The organism is Streptomyces sp. NPDC058008 (assembly GCF_042886395.1).
GTDB lineage: Bacteria > Actinomycetota > Actinomycetes > Streptomycetales > Streptomycetaceae > Streptomyces.
Map to the genome: position 1 here is coordinate 141,353 of NZ_JBHVQX010000006.1, position 18,549 is coordinate 159,901.

The following is an 18,549-nucleotide window of genomic DNA, read 5'->3' on the forward strand; positions in this document are numbered from 1 at the left end:
CATGCCCGCCCCGCCGATCCCCACGGAGCCGCACCGCCGATGTCCACCCCCCATGATCCGTACGTCCGGGTGCGCGGTGCGCGCGAGCACAACCTCCGCGACGTGGACGTCGACATCCCGCGCGACACCCTCACGGTCTTCACCGGCGTCTCCGGTTCGGGCAAGTCGTCCCTGGCGTTCGGCACGGTCTACGCGGAGGCCCAGCGCCGGTACTTCGAGTCCGTGGCCCCCTACGCCCGCCGGCTGATCCATCAGGTCGGGGCGCCGAATGTCGGTGAGATCACCGGCCTGCCACCCGCCGTGTCACTGGAGCAGCGCCGGTCGGCGCCCGGGTCACGCTCCTCGGTGGGCACGGTCACCACGCTGTCCAACTCGCTCCGCATGCTCTTCTCCCGTGCCGGTGACTATCCGCCCGGTGCCGAACGGCTCGACTCCGACTCCTTCTCGCCGAACACGGCCGCGGGAGCGTGCCCCGAGTGCCACGGCCTCGGGCTGATCCACCGCACCACCGAGGAACTGCTCGTGCCCGACCCCTCGTTGTCGATCCGGGAGGGCGCGATCGCGGCCTGGCCCGGTGCCTGGCAGGGCAAGAACCTGCGCGACGTGCTGGACGCCCTCGGGTACGACGTCGACCGGCCGTGGCGCGAGCTGGAGCCCGCGGACCGTGAGTGGATCCTGTTCACCGACGAGCAGCCGGTGGTGACGGTCCATCCGGTGCGCGACGCGGGTCGTATCCAACGCCCTTACCAGGGTACGTACATGAGCGCGCGACGCCATGTGATGCACACCTTCGCCGATTCCAGGAGCCGGGCGCTGCGGGCCCGGGCGGAACGCTTCCTGACGAGCGATCCGTGTCCGGTGTGCGGGGGCAGCAGGCTGCGGCGGGAGGCGCTGGCGGTGACCTTCGCCGGCCGTACGATCGCCGACCTCGTGGCGCTGCCCCTCACCCGTCTCACCGAGGTGCTGCTGGAGGCGGGCGGTGGGAGCGACACGGCGCGGGTGCTCACGGCCGACCTGCTGGCCAGGATCGAGCCGGTCACCGAGCTGGGTCTCGGCTATCTCAGCCTCGACCGTACGGCCCCGAGCCTGTCCTCGGGCGAACTGCAACGGCTGAGGCTCGCCACACAGCTCCGGTCGGGGCTGTTCGGTGTGGTCTACGTGCTGGACGAACCGTCGGCGGGCCTCCATCCCGCCGACACGGAGTCCCTGCTCGGGGTCCTCGGCAGGCTGAAGCGGGCCGGGAACTCCGTGTTCGTGGTGGAGCACCAGATGGATGTGGTGCGGCAGGCCGACTGGCTGGTGGACGTGGGGCCGCTGGCCGGCGAGCACGGGGGCCGGGTCCTGCACAGCGGGCCACCGGCCGGCCTCGCCGGGGTGGCCGGGTCCGCGACCCGGCGGTTCCTCTTCGACGAGGATCCGGCGCCCGTCCGCGAGCCGCGCTCCCCCTCCGGGTGGATCACGCTGCGCGGGGTGGACCTGCACAACGTGCGCGGTGTCGACGCCGCGTTCCCGCTCGGTGTGCTGACGGCGGTCACGGGTGTGTCGGGGTCGGGCAAGTCGACGCTCGTGGGCCAGGTCCTGGCAGGTGTGCTCGCCGACCGGCGGCCCTCGGAGGCGGCGGAGGATCCCGTCGCGCCGGTGGTGCGGGGCTGCGCGTCGGCGGAGGGCCTGGAGGCGGTGGACCGGCTCGTGCAGGTCGACCAGCGGCCCATCGGGCGCACTCCCCGGTCCAACCTGGCGACGTACACGGGGCTGTTCGACGTCGTACGGAAGCTGTTCGCGGAGACGGAGACCGCGCGGGCCCGGAAGTACCGGGCGGGGCGGTTCTCGTTCAATGTGGCGGGCGGGCGGTGCGAGACCTGCCAGGGCGAGGGGTTCGTCTCGGTGGAGCTGCTCTTCCTGCCCAGTACGTACGCTCCCTGCCCGGACTGTCACGGCGCGCGCTACAACCCGCGGACGCTGGAGGTCACCTACCTCGGCCTCACCATCGCCGAGGTCCTGGACCTGACGGTGGAGGCGGCGGCCGGGTTCCTCGCGGGGACCCCGGCGGCCGAGCGCAGTCTGCGGGCGCTGCTCGACGTCGGGCTCGGCTATCTGCGGCTGGGCCAGCCGGCGACGGAGCTGTCGGGCGGCGAGGCGCAGCGGATCAAGCTCGCGACAGAGCTCCAGCGTGCCCGGCGGGGGCACACCCTCTATCTGCTGGACGAGCCGACGACGGGTCTGCATCCGGCCGATGTGGAGGTGCTGATGCGGCAGTTGCACGGCCTGGTGGACGCGGGAAACACGGTGGTGGTCGTCGAGCACGACATGGCGGTGGTGGCGGGGGCGGACCGGGTGATCGACCTGGGGCCGGGCGGCGGTGACCGGGGTGGTCGGATCGTCGCGGCCGGCACGCCGCGGGAGGTCGCCCGCGCGACGGGGAGCCGTACGGCCGCGTACCTGGCGAAGGCGCTGCGGACGGACTGACTCCCCGGGGCGCCGGGGTCAGCGGCGCACCTTGCGGTTGGCGCGCAGCCACTCCTTGTTCATGGCCGTGATCGACGGGAGCGGGATGCCCTTGGGGCAGGCGGTGGCGCACTCCCCGGTGAGGGTGCAGCCGCCGAAGCCCTCGGCGTCCATGGTGGCGACCATGTCGAGCACGCGGGTCTCCCGCTCGGGCGCTCCCTGCGGGAGCACGTTGAGGTGGTTGACCTTGGCGGAGGTGAAGAGCATCGCCGAGCCGTTCGGGCAGGCGGCGACGCAGGCGCCGCAGCCGATGCACTCGGCGTGCTCGAAGGCCGAGTCGGCGTCCGGCTTGGGGACCGGCGTGGCGTGGGCGTCGGGCGCCGTGCCGGTGGGGGCCGAGATGTAGCCGCCGGCCTGGATGATGCGGTCGAAGGAGGAGCGGTCGACGACGAGGTCCTTGACGACCGGGAAGGCCGAGGCACGCCACGGTTCGACGTCGATCGTGTCGCCGTCGTCGAAGGACCGCATGTGGAGCTGGCAGGTCGTGGTGCGCTCCGGGCCGTGGGCGTCGCCGTTGATGACGAGGCTGCACGCGCCGCAGATGCCTTCGCGGCAGTCGTGGTCGAAGGCGACGGGTTCGTCCCCGCCGAGGATGAGCTCCTCGTTGAGGGTGTCGAGCATTTCGAGGAACGACATGTCCTCCGAGATGCCGTCGACCTGGTAGGTGGCCATGGCGCCGGGCGTCTCGGCGTTCTGCTGGCGCCAGACGCGCAGGGTGAGCTTCATGCGTAGCTCCGCTGGGTGGGGTGGACGTACTCGAAGACGAGGTCTTCCTTGTGCAGGACGGGGGCTTCGCCGGTGGCGCTGAACTCCCAGGCCGCGGCGTAGGAGAACTCCTCGTCCCGGCGGGCGGCTTCGCCGTCCGGGGTCTGCGACTCCTCACGGAAGTGGCCGCCGCAGGATTCGGCGCGGTGCAGGGCGTCGAGGCACATGAGCTCGGCGAGCTCCAGGTAGTCGACGACGCGGTTGGCCTTCTCCAGCGACTGGTTGAACTGCTCGCCGGTGCCGGGCACCTTGATGCGGCGCCAGAACTCCTCGCGGATCTGCGGGATCCGGCCAAGGGCCTTGCGCAGTCCCTCCTCGGTGCGGGCCATCCCGCAGAACTCCCACATGAGTTCGCCGATCTCGCGGTGGAAGGAGTCCGGGGTGCGGTCGCCGTCGACCGCGAGCAGGAGGTTGAGCCTGTCCTCGGTCTCGGCGACGGCCTCGGTGACCGCCGGGTGGCCGGCGTCGACGTCCTCGGCGTGCGGGTTGCGGGCCAGGTAGTCGTTGATGGTCGACGGCAGCACGAAGTAGCCGTCGGCGAGGCCCTGCATCAGCGCGGAGGCGCCGAGGCGGTTGGCTCCGTGGTCGGAGAAGTTGGCCTCCCCGATGGCGAACAGGCCGGGGATGGTGGTCTGGAGGTCGTAGTCGACCCAGAGGCCGCCCATCGTGTAGTGCACGGCGGGATAGATCCGCATGGGGGTCTCGTACGGGTCCTCCGCGGTGATGCGGGCGTACATGTCGAAGAGGTTGCCGTACTTCTCCTCGACCTTCTCACGGCCCATCCGGGCGATGGCCTCGGCGAAGTCGAGGTAGACGCCCTGGCCGCCGGGCCCCACGCCGCGGCCCTCGTCGCAGACGTTCTTCGCCGCGCGGGAGGCGATGTCACGGGGCACGAGGTTGCCGAACGCGGGGTAGACGCGCTCCAGGTAGTAGTCCCGCTCGTCCTCGGGGATCCGGTTCGCGGGGCGGTCGTCGCCCTTGGCCTTCGGTACCCAGATGCGTCCGTCGTTGCGCAGCGACTCGCTCATCAGCGTCAGCTTGGACTGGTGGTCGCCGGTGCGCGGGATGCAGGTGGGGTGGATCTGTGTGAAGCAGGGGTTCGCGAAGTACGCGCCGCGGCGGTGGGCACGCCAGATCGCGGTGGCGTTGGAGTTCATGGCGTTCGTCGAGAGGTAGAAGACGTTCCCGTAGCCCCCGCTGGCCAGGACCACGGCGTCGGCGAAGTAGGTGTCGGTCCTCCCGGTGACGAGGTCGCGGGCCACGATGCCGCGGGCCTTGCCGTCGACCACGATCAGGTCGAGCATCTCGGTGCGGGAGTGGAGCTCGACGTTGCCCGCGGCGATCTGGCGGGAGAGCGCCTGGTAGGCGCCGAGGAGGAGCTGCTGGCCCGTCTGGCCGCGGGCGTAGAAGGTGCGGGAGACCTGGACTCCGCCGAAGGAACGGTTGTCGAGGAGACCGCCGTACTCCCGGGCGAAGGGCACGCCCTGGGCGACGCACTGGTCGATGATCTCCACGGAGATCTCGGCGAGGCGGTGGACGTTGGACTCGCGGGCGCGGAAGTCGCCGCCCTTGACGGTGTCGTAGAAGAGCCGGTGCACCGAGTCACCGTCGTTGCGGTAGTTCTTCGCGGCGTTGATCCCGCCCTGCGCGGCGACGGAGTGGGCGCGCCTCGGCGAGTCCTGGAAGCAGAACTGGACGACGTGGTAGCCCTGTTCGGCGAGGGTCGCGCCGGCCGAGCCGCCGGCCAGGCCGGTGCCGACGACGATGACGGTGTGCTTGCGGCGGTTGGCCGGGTTGACGAGCTTCGCCTCGAAGCGGCGGGTGTCCCAGCGCTCGGCGACGGGGCCCGAGGGCGCCTTCGCGTCGGTGACCGGCTCGCCGGTGCGGTAGTCCGTGTAGTCGTTCATGTCAGCTCACCACTCCGGTCATCACGGCGACGGGTACGGAGACGAAGCCGGCCGTCAGCACCACTGCGAGGACGTTGGCAAGGGTCTTCAGGACCCGGTCGCGCGCCGCGCTGCCCACGCCGAGGGTCTGCGCCGCGCTCCAGAAGCCGTGCTGGACGTGCAGGCCCACGGCGAGCACGGCGACGATGTAGATCACGTTGCCGTACCAGGTGGAGAAGGTGTCGAGCACGTTCTGGTACGGGTGTCCGCGCTGGAATCCCCCGCTGTGCACGGTGCCCGTCGTCAGGTCCAGGATGTGCCAGACGATGAACAGCGCGAGGATGATCCCGCCGTAGCGCATGGTGCGCGTGGCGTAGCTGGACCGCGCCTTCCTGTGGACGTACGCCGTGGGGCGCGCCCTGAGGTCGCGGCGGCTCAGCTGGTACGCGGAGACGGCGTGCAGGACGACGGCCGCGACCAGCACGACGCGGACGATCCACAGGGCCCACTCGTAGTGCAGGAAGGGCTCGCCGAGGGTGCGGAGCCAGTGCGCGTAGTGGTTGAACTCGTCCGGTCCGAAGAAGATCTTCAGGTTGCCCAGCATGTGGACCACCAGGTAACCGAGCATGATCAGGCCGCTCACAGCCATGATCGTCTTCTTGCCGACGGACGAGTCCCAGAGCGTACGCGTCATGGACGGCCGTCGGTCCGTCCGCGTTGCCAATGCCATGGACACGACGCTAGAGCCGAAGGGCACCATCAGTCCAAGACATGAAACGACTCATGTCCATAGGCAGAGGCTATGGAGTTCGCTATCGTCGCGGTATGCACTTCCAGCAGCTCGCCTACTTCGTGGCCGTCGCGGAGGCCCGGCACTTCACCCGGGCCGCCGAGGAGGTCCATGTGTCCCAGCCCTCCCTCTCCCAGCAGATCAAGGCGCTGGAGAACGAACTGGGCGCCGAGCTGTTCAGCCGCGCACGCGGCAACATCGCACTGACCGACGCGGGTGAGGCACTGCTGCCGCTCGCCCGCAGGATCCTCGCGGACGCGGACACCGCGCGGCTCGAGGTGCAGGAGCTGGTACAGCTGCGCCGGGGGCGGGTCAGGCTCGGCGCCACCCCGAGCATCTGCACCGGCCTGCTTCCGGACGTGCTGCGCGCCTTCCACGGCGCACACCCCGGGATCCGGCTCCTGATCGAGGAGGGCGGCTCCCACGACCTCGTACGGCAGCTGGCGCGCGGCGCCCTCGACCTCGCGCTGCTCGTGCTGCCGCTGCCCGCCGCCTCACCGGCGCTGACCACGGTGGAGCTGCTGCACGAGGACCTGGTGGTGGTGTCGTCCACGTCCCGTCCCGCGCCGGGGCGGAAGGGCTCCGTGAGCGTCGCCGACCTGGAGAACGAACCGCTGGTGATGTTCCGCCACGGCTACGACCTGCGGGAGCTGACCGTCGCCGCCTGCCGGGCCGAGGGCTTCGAGCCGTCGTTCACGGTGGAGGGCGGCGAGATGGACGCCGTGCTCGGCTTCGTACGCGCGGGCCTGGGCATCGCCGTCGTGCCCCGCATGGTCGCGGTGCGGGCCGGCCAGGACCTCCGCACGACGGCGCTGGCCTCGCCCGGCCTGCGGCGCACCATCGCGCTCGCCCACCGCAGCGACGTGGAACCGCCGCGTGCGGCGCGCGAGCTGCAGCGGATGCTGCTGGGGGCGGGGCCGTCACACCGCGTCCGCCAGCAGCAGCGAGTGGATGCGGTCGGGCGCGCCCGGACGCGCGTAGTACCAGCCCTGGGCGGTGTCGCAGCCGAGCTGTCGCAGCTGCTCGGCCTGGGCGCCGGTCTCCACACCCTCCACCGTGACCGCGAGGTCCAGGCTGTGGGCCAGGGAGACGATCCCCTCGACGATCTTCAGGTCGACCGGGTCCGCCGGGTGGTGCTGCATGCCCTGGGTGAAGGAACGATCCAGCTTGAGCACGCTCACCGGCAGCCGCCGCAGGTTCGCGAGATTCGAGTAGCCGGTGCCGAAGTCGTCCAGCGCGATGTCGACGCCCATCTCCGCCAACTGGCGCAGCGGCTTGAGCAGATCGTCGTCCGCGCCGATCAGTGCGGACTCGGTGACCTCCAGGCAGAGGGCTCCGGCCTCCAGACCGGAGCGTTCCAGCACGTCGACGATCTCGGCGACCAGGCTGGGGTGGTGCAGCTGCGTCGGGGAGAGGTTGACGTTGATCCGCAGGGGCCCGCCGTCGGTGTGACGTTCCTGCCAGAAGTTCGCCTGCCGGACCGACTCCTCCAGGACCCAGCGGCCGAGCGGCACGATCAGCCCGGTGTGCTCGGCGAGAGGGATGAACCGGTCCGGGCCGAGCACCCCGTGCTGCGGATGGCACCAGCGCACCAGGGCCTCGGCACCGTGCACGCTGCCGTCCCCGAGGTGCACCAGCGGCTGGTACTCGATGAAGAACTCCCCGCGGTCCAGCGCCGTGGGCAGTGCCGTGGTCAGTCCGTGGCGGGTGATGGCGCGGGCGTCGGCCTCGGCGTCGGCGAGCGCGAAGCGGTTGCCTCCCGCCGCCTTGGCCCGGTACATCGTGATGTCCGCGCTGCGCAGCACCTCGGCGCCGGTGCGCTCACCCGACGGCCCCTCCACCACGCCGACGGATCCGCGTACCGTCAGCTCCCGGCCGTCCAGACGTACAGGCGTGGCGAGCGCCGACAGGATGCGGCCGGCCAGCTCGTGGACCTCGTCCTGGGTACGCGGTCCGGTCGTGAGGGCCACGAACTCGTCGCCACCGAGCCGCGCGACCATCTCGCCGGGGGCGGTCGCACAGCTCTGCAGCCGGTCGGCGACCTCGACCAGGAGCCGGTCCCCCGCCGCGTGCCCCAGGCTGTCGTTGATCGCCTTGAAGCCGTCCAGGTCGAGGTAGCAGAGCCCGAAGCGCATGCCTTCCCTGGGCGCGAGTGCCTTCTCCAGCCGCTCGAAGAACAGCGTCCGGTTGGGCAGGCCGGTGAGCGCGTCGTGGGTGGCCTCGTAGCGCAGCCGCAGATTGAGCAGCCGCCGCTCGGTGGTGTCCTCCATCAGGGCGAGCTGGTACTCCGGCCGCCCCTCGGTGTCCCGCAGCAGCGACACCGTGAGGTTGGTCCACAGGACGGTGCCGTCGTTGCGGTAGTACGGCTTCTCCACGCTGTAGTGCTCGCGCTCCCCACGCACCAGCTCGTCGTAGTACTTCCACACGTGGGGCGAGTCCTCGGGGTGCACCCACTCGTTCACCTTGTGGCTGCGGACGTGGTGCTCCAGGCCTCCGAACATCCGGGTGAGGGTGTCGTTGATCTCCAGGATGTTGCCTTCGAGGTCGGCGATGCCGATCCCGATGGCGGCGTCCTTGAACACGGCGCGGAAGCGTGCCTCGGTGGCGTGCAGGGCCTGTTCTGCGTTCGAGCGGGCCGTGAGCGCGGACCGGGCTATCGCCTCCTGCTCGGCGAGCGTCCGCTCGCGCAGTGCCTGGGTGAACCCGCCGGCCAGCGCGTGCTGGATGCGCGCGCAGCGGGCCCTGCTGTCCTCGGTGGACAGCTCCACCGGCCCGTTGCCACCGCAGTAGAGGACCAGGTAGGAGTCGACGACGCCGAGTGTGGAGCTCAGGGCGTCGGGGTCCGTGCAGTGCGCGGCGACCAGCCCGGCCCCGACGCGGTGTGCGGGGGTCGCGTCGAAGATCCGTGTGTGGAGGATGTCGCTGAGTTCCCGGGCGAGCGGCAGCAGGTGCTCCTCGAACTCCGGGCGGGTCAGGGAAGTGGCCGTGGAGGGGAAGATCGCCCGGCTCCAGATGGTGGCGAATCTCCGGAGCCGGCCTTCAGGGCCGTCGGGTTCCGCGTCCGGTGCGCCGGACGACTGGGCGGGGATGCTCACGCCTTGCGCCCCACCCCGGCGAAGCCCGAGAAGGCGAACGGGTCTTCCTGCGCGACCGTCTCGGGGGACTCGGGACGCCATTCGGGCATGGAGACGAGCCCGGGCTCGACCATCTCGTACCCCTCGAAGAAGCGGCCGATCTCGGTGCGCGAACGCATGATCAGCGGATTGCGGATGGTGCGGTAGACGCCGACCGTACCGCCCGCCTCCTCCTGGGTGAGCGGGATGCCCTCGTAGGAGGCGTGGGTCAGGACCAGCAGGCTGCCGGGAGCGAGGGCGTCGCGCAGTTCGGCGACCGCCCGGTACGGGTCGTCGGTGTCCTCGATGAAGTGGAGCACCGCGACCAGGAGCAGCGCCACCGGCCTGTCCAGGTCGAGGAGGCCGTTGATCTCCGGGTTCTCCAGGATGTCCCGGGGCTTGCGCAGGTCGGCGGCGGCGATGACGGCCCGCTCGTTGCCCTGGAGCACCGCCTGGCTGTGGGCGACCGCGACCGAGTCGTGGTCGACGTAGGCGATCCGGGCCTCGGGGTCGGCGGCCTGGGCGACTTCGTGGACATTGCCGAAGGTCGGTATGCCGGATCCGATGTCCAGGAACTGATTGACTCCCGAAGTGGTGGCGTAGTGCACGGCCCGCCGCATAAAGGCGCGATTGGCCTGCATCACCTTGGGCAGGCCCGGCATGAACTCCATGGCCTTGCGGGCCGCTTCCCTGTCCACCTCGAAATTGTGCGAACCGCCCAGATAGAAGTCGTACATTCGAGACACGCTCGGCACCGAGATGTCAATGCCCTGCGGTGCCCAGGCGGGACGCTCCATCGATGTCTCCAACAAGTCGCCACGGCGATCCGGCCATGTTCATGGTCAGTGTTGACCAGAGGCTACTGATCGACCGCCAGGAGAGCGAGTGGAAACGGAAATTAGAGATCCGTTATTGGTCACACACCGCAGGCAAGTGCGGCCGCCCCGTCGCTGCGTGTGCACCTCCGGCGACGGAAAGGCACCACCGGGGTTCTTTCCGGGGCCACTTGGGGATCCGGGCGGCGGTGTTCCGGGTGGTGCCGCGTACGATGTGCCGCCGGTCGGCCGGTCGTTGGCCTCGCCTGGTCCGGTGCCTCCGGAAGGGACGTACGGAAGCGGGTATCCGGGCGGCCGTCGGCGCATGCCGTGCGGTTCTCCGAGGGTGACACCTCACTTCACCAGGACACCTCCGGCGTCATTCTTCGGCACCCCGGACCGAGGGCCGGCCACTTCTTGAGGCGCTCCCCCGTGTACGGCGACTTCACCGGCCGGCGGGGGACTTCCCGTGCCGGAAAAACGCCGGGACGCGCGCAAACGCGAATTGCCGAATGTCCCCTCCATCAGGCGAATCAGCGCCTCGCCCCGCGTGTCACGGGGCTGCGGGGAACATGCTCCCCGGCGTGTACGGATCACGCATATGGCGGCTGACAGCCGCCACTCTGCTCCTGCTGCTCGCCGTCCCGTTGCCGGCGGCCGGTGACGACTGCGCGGTCGCCTCCATCGGGCAGGGCGACGGCGGCTCGTCCGTCGCCGTGGCGGGCGAGGGACGGTGCGGGGCGGTCATCACCGAACCCGAGCCGGAGCCCACGCCACCGCCTCCCCCGCCACCTCCACCGACACCGCCGCCACCCCCGCCACCACCGCCACCTCCTCCCCCGCCACGTGTGCAGCCGCCCCCGCCGCCGCCCCCTCCGTCCCGCGCCCCCGCGCCGAAGCCGGAACCCGCGCCGCCGGAACCCGCACCGCCCAGGCCGGTCAGGACCACCGCGCACCCCACGCCACCGGCCCCGACGCCCGTCGCGCTTCCCTCCTACCGCAAGCCACCCCGCAAGGCACCCCGCTCCGGGACCTCGCTCGTCTCGCTCACCCTTCTGATCACCGCGCCCGCCGTTTTCGCCGTGGCCGTGCTGCGGCCCCGCTCGTCCCGCTGACCGAAGAGGGGAACACATGTCGGAATGGCTTGTTCTGACCATTGCGATGGCGGCGGCCTGTGCCGTCGTCCTCACGACCGCCATCCTCAGCAACCGCCGCGTCGCCGAGGACGACGATCCGTCCGAGACACCCGACGTCATCGAGTACATGACGATGATGATCGGCGTGGTCTACGCGATCGTGCTCGGCCTGGCCATCGCGGGCGTGTGGGAGGGCCGGAGCGCCGCCCAGGAGTCCGTACGCCTCGAGGCGCAGGCGCTGCACGAGGTGAGCGCGCGGTCGGCCGTCTACCCGGCCGAGGTACGTGACCGTATCCGCGCCGACGTCGACGCGTACGTGGCCCATGTGGTCGGCGACGAGTGGAAATGGATGACGAAGCACGAGAGCCTCACGGACGAAGGGACGCGCCTGCTCGACCGGGTGCGTGCCGACGTGACGATGTACGAGCCGCGCACGGACCTCGAAGGGCAGGCGTACCAGCCGCTGGTGGACCAGGTGGCGGCCGTCGACGACGCACGGGGGGCCCGGGGGCAGAACGCGGGCGCGACGATGCCGGGTGTCGTCTGGTTCGGCCTGATCACGGGGGCCGTGGTCACGGTGGGGCTGATCTTCACGCTCCAGATCCGCAGAACCTTCCGCGAACTGCTGCTGGCGGGCCTCTTCAGCGTCCTGATCGCGTTCCTGCTCTTCCTGATCTGGGATTTCGACGCCCCCTTCGGCCGGGGCATCTCCGCGACGACCGCCCCGTTCATCGATCTGTTCCCGCACGCCACGGGGAAATAGACGCGCGCGGCCACCCCTGCGGGTCCCCCGGCCGGTGCGCCGGGCGGGGGACAAGGCTGCCCCATTCGCCGGACACCGATCGCGGGTGGTATGCGGCGCTTCTACCGTTTCGGGCATCGAGGCGTATCTCCCACGCCCCGCGGAAACCGGTTCCGCGACTGCGCCTCGGGACCCGGAGGATTCACCATGCGCGCGATACGTGTCGCACCCGTCGCCCTGCTGGGCGCCGCCGCCTGCCTCTTGACAGCACCGGCCGCATCGGCCGGCGTACCCGCCGGCGGCACGCCCACCTCCTTCACGCCGACGATCACTCCTTCGACGGTCGCGCCGGGGGGCCGGGTCACCCTCGGCGCCGTGGGGTGCGCCAGTGACGCGACCGCGTTCTCGGGGGTGTTCGACACCACCACCATCCCGAGCGGGAAGTCGGCCACGGCCACGGTCGACCAGGGCGCCAAGCGGGGGGCGGTCTACGAGGTGACCTTCCGCTGCGGCACCGCCACGCGGACCGCGAACCTGACCATCACGAGTCCCGCCACCACCTCCCCCACCACGAGTTCCACCGCGATCCCCAACGGCGTGCTGGGCGGGCTCGGCGGAAGCGTCGGCACCGTGGATTCCACGGAGATCGCCGCCGGTGCCGCGCTGGTCGCGGTCGCCTCGGCCGGCACCTTCCACGTGCTGCGCAGGCGCCGCCGCACCGGCCGTCAGCACTGACGCCCCGTACCGCGCGCGGACGCACGACAGTCGCCCCGGGTCCTGGTTCCAGGACTCGGGGCGACGGGCGTATCGGGCCGGGCAGGAGGCGGGACGTGTCAGCTCGCCGCATTGCTCGTCCGGCGACGCACGAGGAACACCGCACCGCCGACGGCCGCCGCCGCGACGAGGCCGCCGCCGACCTGCGTCTCGACGGAGCTGGGGCCCATCGAGCCTCCGAGGCCGCCCTGCGCGCCGCGTGCCGGCAGCACGGTGAAGCGGGCCGTCGCGACCCGGTCGCCGTCACCGCCCCGGCCGCCGTCACCGCCCTCGCCGCCCCGGCCGCCGTCGTCGGGGCCACGGCCACCGTCGCCACCCTGGCCGCCGTTGCCGAACTGGTTGCCGTCACCGCCGCGGCCGCCGTCGCGGCCGCCGTCGCCTCCGTTGTCGCCCCCGAAGTTGTTGTCACTGTCGTTGCACCGCACGAAGAGGGTGTAGCGACCCGGCGTCGCGTTGTCCCGGATGCGCGCCGTCGCGAAGCCGACCCGGCCCGGCGAGAGGTTCACCGTCGGGAACGCGTTCGACCACACCCGACCGCCGGAGCGGCCGCAGCCCTCCGCCCTGACCTGCATCGTGGCGCCCTGGAAGACCGAGGACGGGTTGACGGTGACATTGGTCGGGAAGTTGTTCGGGTTGCTGCCCGGGCCGCCGCCGGCGGCGGCCAGCGGGGCAGCCAGCCCGACCGCCGCGAATGCGGTCGCGGTCACCGCGAGAGCGCGTGAAGCACGCATCGTTGAACCTCCAGCGGGAAGCGCCCCGGAGTCTTGTTCTCCGGGATCAGTCGACGAGAACGCATCCCATGACGAACCCTCACCAGTCACCGCACATATCGCACTTCGACACTGCTCCACCCCGGTGAGCCGACACGCCGCGAGCCAGGTCAGGAGTCTGACGGAGTCGCAGGTCACGGACCGTCAGAACTTTTATCCGCTCATTACTCCGAAGAGAACGCGGCCGAAGCCGGGGCCCGGTCGGCCGCCACCCGTTCGCCCTTCCCTGATCGCCGCCGGGCGGACCCGCGCCTAGCGTGACCCTGTCGCGACGAAGGGAGAACCATGGGCCGGGACCAGTGGGGCGCCGAGCGGACCAGACGTACACCCTGGGGCGCGATCGCCCTGGTGATGCTCACCGGACTCGCTCTCATGCGCAACGGCGTGGAGACGTCCCCCGGGCCCCCGCAGCCGGCGGCCGCGGCCTCGGTGGCCGGCCCCCGGGACACCACGGTGTCCGCCCCTCTCGACGGCGATCTCGTCCAGCCGCTGGCGTACGCCCCCGCCGCGCGCATCCGGATTCCGTCGATCGAGGTCGACGCACCCGTCGTCGACGTGGACCTGGACCCCGCCGGCTGGATCGAGGCACCGCCCGCCCAGGACCCGAACCTCGCCGGCTGGTACCAGAACGGCATCGCCCCGGGCCAGCGGGGGACGTCCGTGATGGTCGGTCACGTCGACAACCTCGCCGGTCCCGCGGTCTTCTACGGCCTGGGCTCCCTCGGCAAGGGCCAACAGATCGAGGTGGAGCGCTTCGACGGCAGGGTGGTGGTGTTCGAGGTCTACGGCGTCGAGGTCTTCGCCAAGGACGACTTCCCCGGAGCCCGGGTCTACGGCGACACCGGTGACGCGGAACTCCGGGTCATCACCTGCGGCGGCGGATACACGAAGGCCGCCGGTTACGACGGGAACGTGGTGGTCTTCGCCCGGCTGGTCGAGACACGATGACGGGGGCGGGCCTCCTCCCCCTCACGGGCCCGGCGTCCTGACGGGGCGGGGCCCGGGACGCCGGTCGGAAGGTGCGGGCCCCAGGGAGCCGCTTCCGACGCGGCGCGGCGCGGGGCGCAGGGTGCCCGTCAGGCCCGGCGCGGGGATCGCAACGCCCGTCAGAAAGGAGCGGGCCCCGGGACGCCCGTCCGACGCGGCCCGGCGCGGGACGCAGGGCGCCCGTCAGGCGCGGCGCGGGGCTCGGAACGCCCGTCAGAAAAGTGCGGGCCCCAGGGAGCCGCATCCGACGCGGCGCAGAACCCGGAACACCCATCAGAAAGTGTGCGGGCCCCAGGACGCCCGTCCGACGCGGCCCGGCCCGGCGCGGCACGCACCCGGGGCCCCTCCGGCGCGGCGCGGCACGCACCCGGGGTGCCCGTCAGACGCGGCGCGGCACGCACCCGGGGTGCCCGTCAGACGCGGCGCGGCACGCTCCCGGGGTGCCCGTCAGGCGCGGCGCGGGACGGTCGGACGGTAGCCCTTCTCGATGAGCGCGGGCAGATACCGGCGCAGGGCGGCCACGCTCTGGGACCGGTTCCCGCCCGCGTCGTGCGACAGCACCACGACCCCCGGCGCCGCTCCCTTCTTCACCCGGCGGACGATGGTGTCGGTGCCCGGCGTGGTCCAGTCCAGCGAGTCCACGGTCCAGGCCATCGGCTCCATGCCCATGGCCGCACCGATCTCGAAGGAGTTGCGGTTCCAGGCGCCGTACGGGGCCCGGTACCAGAGGGGCGGCACGCCCAGCGTCTTCTCGATCACGTCGCTGGTACTGCCCAGTTCGTCACGGATCCCGCCCCGGGAGAGCTTGGGGATCAGCGGGTGCGACCAGGAGTGGTTGCCGATCACGTGCCCGTCGTCGGCGATGGCACGGAGCAGGTCGCGGTTGTCGGCCGCCATCTCGCCGCAGACGAAGAACATCGCCCGGACGTCGTACCTGCGCAGCGTGGCGAGGATGTCGGGGGTGTACCGCGGGTCCGGGCCGTCGTCGAAGCTGAGCACCATGGCATCGCGCCCCAGCTCGGGCAGCTGCTCGAACGGGCGGGTGCGTACGGGGGGCGCGGCGGGCTGGAAGCGGGGCGGTGTCTCCGAGGTCATGGGGCGCAACCGGTAGGCACCGGGGCCCGTCCGTGCCGCCGAGGGAGGCCCGGCGGCGGGAGCCGGCTCGCCGCCGGGGCGTACGGGTGTACCGGCCGGATCCGCCGCGATCATGTGCACCGCGGCGGCGGCCCCCAGCGCGAGGGCGAGGCGCAGGAAGGTACGTCGTTCCGCAGGAATCTGATCATGCTTCATGACCAACTGCTCGCACGGAGCAAGGCCCACGCCCGCCGACGACACCGGATATGAGATGTTTTGCACCCGATGGATGGAGTGCGTGGGCGGCATACGGCGGGGAGGTCCCGCCGGCCGCGGAAGCGGAGCGGAGGCGCCCGGGGAGCGGATCACCCGAGCGACTACCCTCGGGGCCGTGACAGACCAGCAACAACACCGGTTCGAGCGCGGCACGGACGGTCCCAAGGTGATCGTCGCGGGCATCGACGGGTCCCAGTCCTCGATGCGGGCCGCGGCGTACGCGGCGGGCCTCGCCCGCCGGCAGAACGCGATGCTCGCCCTCGTCTACGTCCAGCCGGTGATGCCGGCCGGCGCCGCCCTGGGAGCCCCGGTCGCCGAGGCGACAGGAGAGGTCGCCGAGGGGCTGGTGAACGAGATCAGGGACTCGACCGAACGCCTCAAGGACATATGGAACGTCCGCTGGGAGTTCCACACCTTCCACGGGGATCCGTACAACGGGCTCGTGACGGCGGCCGACGAGCTGAAGGCGGACGCCGTGATCGTGGGGGCGTCGGAGTCCGCCGGGCACCGCTTCATCGGCTCCGTCGCGGTCCGGCTGGTGAAGGCCGGACGCTGGCCGGTGACCGTCGTGCCGTGATGCCCCTCGGGGTACGCCGGCCGGTGACGCACCGTCGGCCGGCCGTCAGCGCTTTCCGGCCACGAGGCCGTCCTCGGCCGCACCACGGCTGAAGACCGGACTCCGTATCCGTTCACGCACCTCGTCCCGGTCCGCATCCGTTCACGCACCTCGTCCCGGTCCGTATCCGTTCACGCACCTCGTCCGGCCGGTCTCCGGCCGCCCGGCCGGGACGAGGCCCCGGAGCCCGGGACGACGACGCGCCCCGCCTCGCGTCGCAACCGCGGCGGGACGGAACCCGCCCTCGTGACGACCCGACGCCGCCCGGATTCCGCGCGCCGCCCGAAGCCGCCGGAGCCGTGACCGGTGGCACGCGGCGCGGCCGCCACCTCGGGCGAATCCCTGAAGGCCCGGGTGGCACGCGCGGCGGCCACCGCCCTGGACCGGCACGGCCCCAGGGCCCGGATGGCCGGATCCGCCGTGGAGACCGCGGGGGCAGCGCCGTTGAGCGCCGGGCGGACGCCGTAGCCCTTTTCGCCTGTTCCGGCGGCGGGCTCGGCCGACGACCGATGAGTGCGGCTGGACGGCGTCCGAGGCCGGCAGCGTGAAGCCGTGCGCCCCCGCCGCTCCCCCGGCACCCAGCCCGTCCGCGCCCCACCCGGCGGGCAGGTGCCGCCCGGCGAAGCCGGACGTCGGGGGCCGTCGGCCGGAACAGGCCGTCGTGGTGGCCGGCAGACCCGCGACGGTGATCACTTCGCCCCGTGGGGTGTCCTTCACCGTCCGCACGGCTTCCGGTTCACATGATTTCGGCCATTCACCTCCACGTACGCCGAAACCTGCGAGTCAAGGACAAAGGCACCGGACTGCCCGAACCGGCCGTATCGCCGCCCACCGACCGTTCACCGCACCACTCGCCGCTCCGTGCGACCGCTCGGCGCACATCTCGGTGCACCGGCTGTTCTCCCACGCCCCGATGCGTTCGTATTCGCCAGGCGGGAGCGAGGCGTCAGGGGCCTCTTCGGGAAAGGACGTTCACGATGACCACTGCGACAACCGATGAGCGGGCCCTCGCGGAGCTCCAGCGGGAACACGGGCCCGCGCTGTTCCACTTCCTTCTGGGGCTGACGTTCGGCGACCGGCAGCGGGCCGAGGACCTGCTGCAGGAGACCCTGGTACGCGCGTGGCAGCACCCGGAGGCGTTCGACGCCCCCTACGACTCGATGCGCCCGTGGCTCTTCACCGTCGCCCGCCGGCTCGCGATCGACGCCCGGCGGGCCCGTCAGGCCAGGCCGGCGGAGGTCAGCGACGCGGTCCTGGAGGGCGCCCCCGCCCAGGGCGACACCGCGGACGCGGCGGTGCACGCCCTCGACGTACGCGAGGCCGTGAGCACGCTCAGCCCGGAGCACCGCGCGGTGCTCGTGCAGATCTACTTCCGGGGGCTCAGCGTGGGTGAGACCGCGCAGGCCCTCGGCATCCCCTCGGGCACCGTCAAGTCCCGCTCGTACTACGCGCTGCGCCTGCTCAGCCGCAACCTCCCCGGCTACTCCAGCAGGTCCTCCACGTCCAGCAGGGCGAGCAGGGACACCGCCTCCGCGACCTCGACGTAGGCGGCCGCACACGTCCCGCACCGCTGGAGGTGCCGTGCCACCGGCGCGCTCTCGTCGTCGTCCAGGGCGTCGAGCACATAGGCTCCCAGCAGCTGCCGCACATGCGGGCCGTCGCCGTGGTCGGCGGTCATCGCACCTCGAATCTCCCGACGGATCCTGCCCTTCTGCCCACGCGGGGCGCGTGCCCCCGGTTCAATGCTGCGTGTAGCCCGGTGCCGAGTCGACGAAAGAGGCGAGACGGGATGCGTCCCGAACATCACGAGGGGACCGGCGGGGGCGGACTGCCGGTCCCGATGGCCTGGATGTACTCCGAGTACCTCGCCGACGAAGTGCTGGCGACCGGCGACCTGATGGAACCGGCGACCCTGGAGTACCGGGCGGGGCGCGACGCCCTCGCGCTGACGATCTTCCTCTCCGACGGGGCGGTCGCGGAGGACCTTCCCGTGGCGCGGGTGGACGAGCTGAGGCTGCTCACGGCGTACGGCGCCACGTGGAGGGGCTGGGTGTGCGCACGGCTGGAGGCGCTGGAGCGGCCGTACCCTCCGGCCGGGCTGCCGGGCCCCGATCTCGCGCTGGCGCGGGCCGCCTGGCGGTGGCTGGAGGAGACCGAACTCCTGGCTGCGGACCTCGACGCGCTCGGCCCGGCGCCCTGGGAACCGGTGGACGGCGAGGAAGAGGGCGAGGTCCGGGTGTGGACCCCGGCCTGGCAGCTGGGGCTGCCCCTGGGACATCTGGCCGTCCACCTGTACTGAC

At 71.8% G+C, this 18,549-nt stretch carries 15 protein-coding genes and 1 pseudogene; 8 read left to right on the forward strand and 8 right to left on the reverse strand.

Going from position 1 to position 18,549, the window contains the following annotated elements:
* Window positions 1-39 precede the first annotated feature (39 nt).
* A complete protein-coding gene (locus ACFVS9_RS08095; RefSeq protein ID WP_389930958.1) occupies window positions 40-2,466 on the forward strand; it encodes an ABC transporter in 2,427 nt (808 codons plus the stop codon).
* Between the two features lie 18 nt (window positions 2,467-2,484).
* Here ACFVS9_RS08095 and ACFVS9_RS08100 read toward each other — a convergent pair whose 3' ends face one another.
* The 3 genes from ACFVS9_RS08100 to ACFVS9_RS08110 are packed head-to-tail and all read right to left on the reverse strand — an operon-like array spanning window position 2,485 to window position 5,886.
* On the reverse strand, window positions 2,485-3,231 hold the full coding sequence (locus tag ACFVS9_RS08100) for a succinate dehydrogenase/fumarate reductase iron-sulfur subunit (RefSeq protein ID WP_389930959.1): 747 nt from the start codon (window positions 3,229-3,231) through the stop codon (window positions 2,485-2,487).
* The gene (locus tag ACFVS9_RS08105; protein ID WP_383113695.1) at window positions 3,228-5,177 is read right to left on the reverse strand and encodes a fumarate reductase/succinate dehydrogenase flavoprotein subunit; all 1,950 of its coding nucleotides are present in this window, start codon (window positions 5,175-5,177) and stop codon (window positions 3,228-3,230) included. The genes ACFVS9_RS08100 and ACFVS9_RS08105 overlap by 4 nt, the downstream gene beginning before the upstream one ends.
* Before the next feature lies 1 nt (window position 5,178).
* The gene (locus ACFVS9_RS08110; RefSeq protein ID WP_389930961.1) at window positions 5,179-5,886 is read right to left on the reverse strand and encodes a succinate dehydrogenase; all 708 of its coding nucleotides are present in this window, start codon (window positions 5,884-5,886) and stop codon (window positions 5,179-5,181) included.
* Between the two features lie 95 nt (window positions 5,887-5,981).
* Here ACFVS9_RS08110 and ACFVS9_RS08115 point away from each other — a divergent pair.
* Window positions 5,982-6,863 (forward strand): annotated as a pseudogene (locus tag ACFVS9_RS08115) (LysR family transcriptional regulator); the annotation flags it as partial.
* A gap of 3 nt (window positions 6,864-6,866) precedes the next feature.
* Here ACFVS9_RS08115 and ACFVS9_RS08120 read toward each other — a convergent pair.
* Together ACFVS9_RS08120 and ACFVS9_RS08125 are read right to left on the reverse strand one after the other, a co-directional pair.
* Window positions 6,867-9,041 (reverse strand): putative bifunctional diguanylate cyclase/phosphodiesterase, encoded by a 2,175-nt coding sequence (locus ACFVS9_RS08120; protein ID WP_383113698.1) that lies wholly within the window; start codon window positions 9,039-9,041, stop codon window positions 6,867-6,869.
* Window positions 9,038-9,856, reverse strand: coding sequence for an SAM-dependent methyltransferase (locus ACFVS9_RS08125; RefSeq protein WP_383113699.1), 819 nt, complete (start codon window positions 9,854-9,856; stop codon window positions 9,038-9,040). The genes ACFVS9_RS08120 and ACFVS9_RS08125 overlap by 4 nt, the downstream gene beginning before the upstream one ends.
* Window positions 9,857-11,005: 1,149 nt before the next feature.
* Between ACFVS9_RS08125 and ACFVS9_RS08130 the strand changes: the two genes are divergently transcribed.
* Complete coding sequence (locus tag ACFVS9_RS08130) at window positions 11,006-11,773, forward strand: hypothetical protein (RefSeq protein ID WP_383113700.1); 768 nt, start codon at window positions 11,006-11,008, stop codon at window positions 11,771-11,773.
* Window positions 11,774-11,959: 186 nt separating this feature from the next.
* Window positions 11,960-12,487, forward strand: a complete 528-nt coding sequence (locus ACFVS9_RS08135; RefSeq protein ID WP_389930962.1) for a hypothetical protein — start codon at window positions 11,960-11,962, stop codon at window positions 12,485-12,487.
* A 98-nt stretch (window positions 12,488-12,585) separates the two neighbouring features.
* Here ACFVS9_RS08135 and ACFVS9_RS08140 read toward each other — a convergent pair whose 3' ends face one another.
* Complete coding sequence (locus tag ACFVS9_RS08140; protein WP_383113753.1) at window positions 12,586-13,233, reverse strand: hypothetical protein; 648 nt, start codon at window positions 13,231-13,233, stop codon at window positions 12,586-12,588.
* A gap of 348 nt (window positions 13,234-13,581) precedes the next feature.
* Between ACFVS9_RS08140 and ACFVS9_RS08145 the strand changes: the two genes are divergently transcribed.
* A complete protein-coding gene (locus ACFVS9_RS08145; protein WP_389930964.1) occupies window positions 13,582-14,244 on the forward strand; it encodes a class F sortase in 663 nt (220 codons plus the stop codon).
* A gap of 486 nt (window positions 14,245-14,730) precedes the next feature.
* Here ACFVS9_RS08145 and ACFVS9_RS08150 read toward each other — a convergent pair whose 3' ends face one another.
* On the reverse strand, window positions 14,731-15,573 hold the full coding sequence (locus ACFVS9_RS08150) for a polysaccharide deacetylase family protein (protein WP_389930965.1): 843 nt from the start codon (window positions 15,571-15,573) through the stop codon (window positions 14,731-14,733).
* A gap of 175 nt (window positions 15,574-15,748) precedes the next feature.
* Here ACFVS9_RS08150 and ACFVS9_RS08155 point away from each other — a divergent pair, with 175 nt between their 5' ends.
* Window positions 15,749-16,210 (forward strand): universal stress protein, encoded by a 462-nt coding sequence (locus tag ACFVS9_RS08155; protein WP_383113704.1) that lies wholly within the window; start codon window positions 15,749-15,751, stop codon window positions 16,208-16,210.
* Between the two features lie 1,016 nt (window positions 16,211-17,226).
* Window positions 17,227-17,796 carry a sigma-70 family RNA polymerase sigma factor gene (locus ACFVS9_RS08160; RefSeq protein WP_383113705.1) on the forward strand — a complete coding sequence of 190 codons (570 nt, stop codon included), beginning with the start codon at window positions 17,227-17,229 and terminating at the stop codon, window positions 17,794-17,796.
* On the opposite strand, the gene ACFVS9_RS08165 is transcribed toward ACFVS9_RS08160, so the two are convergent.
* Window positions 17,730-17,927 carry a zf-HC2 domain-containing protein gene (locus ACFVS9_RS08165; RefSeq protein WP_389930967.1) on the reverse strand — a complete coding sequence of 66 codons (198 nt, stop codon included), beginning with the start codon at window positions 17,925-17,927 and terminating at the stop codon, window positions 17,730-17,732. The genes ACFVS9_RS08160 and ACFVS9_RS08165 overlap by 67 nt on opposite strands.
* Before the next feature lie 111 nt (window positions 17,928-18,038).
* On the opposite strand from ACFVS9_RS08165, the gene ACFVS9_RS08170 reads away from it, so the two are divergent.
* On the forward strand, window positions 18,039-18,548 hold the full coding sequence (locus ACFVS9_RS08170) for a hypothetical protein (protein WP_383113707.1): 510 nt from the start codon (window positions 18,039-18,041) through the stop codon (window positions 18,546-18,548).
* The last annotated feature ends 1 nt before the right edge of the window (window position 18,549 follow it).